2 protein-coding genes and 1 pseudogene are annotated in these 2,182 nt (G+C 62.9%); 2 read left to right on the top strand and 1 reads right to left on the bottom strand.

The window, feature by feature from the left end:
• Both EOA85_RS33390 and EOA85_RS33385 read left to right on the top strand, forming a co-directional pair.
• Window positions 1-628, top strand: a pseudogene (locus tag EOA85_RS33390) (AMP-binding protein); the annotation flags it as partial.
• 77 nt (window positions 629-705) lie between these two features.
• Window positions 706-1,488: a DUF1499 domain-containing protein gene (locus EOA85_RS33385; protein WP_127212551.1), complete on the top strand. Its 783-nt coding sequence runs from the start codon at window positions 706-708 to the stop codon at window positions 1,486-1,488.
• 3 nt (window positions 1,489-1,491) lie between these two features.
• Here the strand turns inward: EOA85_RS33385 and EOA85_RS33380 are convergent.
• Window positions 1,492-2,182: MBL fold metallo-hydrolase (locus EOA85_RS33380; protein WP_164760066.1), on the bottom strand; the 691-nt coding region annotated here is incomplete at its 5' end.

The raw sequence follows: 2,182 nt of genomic DNA, 5'->3' as shown, positions 1-2,182 counted from the left end.
CGGCACGCTGTGTACCATGAAGCCGGACTATGCCGGGCTTGAGGGCGAAGCCCGGCTCGACGTCCAGAGCAAGCAGGGCTATCCGCCTTTCGGCGTCGAAATGAAGGTGACCGACGACGACGACAAGGAGCTGCCATGGGACGGCAAGACATTCGGACGCTTGAAGGTCCGCGGACCGGCTGTCGCGCGTGCCTATTATGGCGGCATCGGATCCGAACAGTTCGATGAAGAAGGCTGGTTCGATACCGGTGATGTCGCCCATATCGACCCAAGTGGCTACATGCAGATCACCGATCGTGCCAAGGACGTCATCAAGTCGGGCGGCGAATGGATTTCGACCATCGAGCTCGAGAATCTCGCAGTCGGTCATCCGGATGTGGCGGAGGCGGCCGCCATCGGCATCCAACATTCGAAATGGGGCGAACGGCCGTTGCTCGTCGTCGTCCGTAAGCCGGGCCGGGAGCCGACCAAGATGGATATCCTCGCTTTCATGGATGGCAAGGTGGCGAAGTGGTGGATGCCGGATGACGTCGCCTTTGTCGACGAAATTCCCCACACCGCCACCGGCAAGATCCAGAAGACCACCTTGCGCCAGCAATTCAGGGGCTATCGTCTGCCAACGGATTGACTGAGATGCTGTCTTTCTCCTTCAGCCGCCGCTAAACGGCGCTAAACGCTCGTTCGGGTGGAGCAGTGCAGAAAACAATGGAAATTCCCGGGCGACAGACGTCGAAGGCGGCCGGCTGGTCGCGGCGGACAGGCGCTTTTTCGGCGGTCCTGCTCCTGACCGTTCTCCTCGGCCACCGATATGAGCTTGTTGAAACGCCGGCCTTCCTTTGGGTGCTCGGTATTGTCGCGCTGCTTGCCGCCTTTGCGCTGTTGTTCGCCGGATTTGCCTTTTCGAGACTGTGGAATTTCGGCGACCGTGGCGGTCGCGATCTCACCGTCGGCACGGTGCTGGCACTGTTGGTGCTTGCTCCCTTTGGTATTGCTGCCCACTGGGCAGCGACTTCTCCGCCGCTCAGGGACATCTCGACGGATTTCGACGATCCGCCGGTGCTCGACACCAGCACCCGGACCGGGGACATGAACGCGCTTTCGCCACCGACCCCGGGCGAGCAGCGCCTGCAGACCGAGACCTATCCGCTTGTCACCGGACGCAGCTACAACCTGCCTTTCGATCGGGTTCTGGAAGCAGTCGAAACCGTGCTCGATCGTCGGGATTGGCAGCTAACGGCGCCGTTTCCCCGTGCGATCGGGCAAAGCGAGGTGACGATCAGCGCCCTGGCCAAGAGCTTCATCCTCAGCCTTCCCGCCGACGTCGCCATCCGCGTGACCGACGATGGCGATACGGTCATCGTCGACATGCGTTCGGCCTCGCGTTACGGCCGCTATGACCTTGGCGACAATGCGGCCCGCATCGTGGATTTCCTTGCCGAGCTGGATCGGGAAGTCGCCGGCCAGGTCGGCACGGCCCCGGTCGAGTAGCGCCTACGTGATGGGCGCGAATATGCCGTCGATCGCCGGGTCGCCGTCGGTGGTGATGAGGCCGCGAGCCACCAGATCCTCCAGATGGGCAAGCACGGACAACCCGGCAGCGCCATGAAGGCTCGGATCGGTATCGCGATAGATCGCCCGGACCATGTCCTTGATCGTCCGGTCGCCGCTTCGGATCCGTTCGAGAATCGCTTGTTCGCGCATCCTGCGATGCGTCTTCAACTCGCGCATGAAACTGCGCGGCGCGGTCACCGGCCCGCCATGGCCGGGCAGCAGCAGGCGGTCGTCGCGCTCGATCAGCCGATCCAGCGAGGCCATATAGTCGGCCATGGCGCCGTCCGGCGGCGCAACGATGGAGGTCGACCAACCCATGACGTGATCGGCCGAGAACAGGATACCGGTTCCTTCCAGCGCAAAAGCCGCGTGATTGGCAGCGTGACCCGGCGTCAGTACCGTTCTGATCGCCCAACCGTCGCCCTTGACCATCGTATCGTCGGGAAGCGCGATATCCGGATAAAAGGCGGTGTCGGAGCTGGCGTCGAGCGGATTGACCTCGCCTATGCGCAGCGGCCTGGCCGGCCGATGCCGACCTTCGGCCAATACAATTGCCCCGGTGTCCTGCTTCAGCCGCGCTGCCAGCGGAGAATGGTCGCGATGCGTGTGGCTGACGAATATGTGGCTGACC

The organism is Mesorhizobium sp. M5C.F.Ca.IN.020.29.1.1, assembly GCF_003997375.1.
In the GTDB taxonomy this organism is placed as follows: Bacteria; Pseudomonadota; Alphaproteobacteria; order Rhizobiales; family Rhizobiaceae; genus Mesorhizobium; species Mesorhizobium wenxiniae.
The sequence above is the reverse complement of the archived record's forward strand: the minus strand, read 5'-3'. Positions and strand labels throughout refer to the sequence as shown.

Bases quoted from the DNA above. Each gene is read 5' to 3' on its own strand.
- EOA85_RS33385 (WP_127212551.1), top strand. From the start codon at position 706: ATGGAAATTCCCGGGCGACAGACGTCGAAGGCGGCCGGCTGGTCGCGG.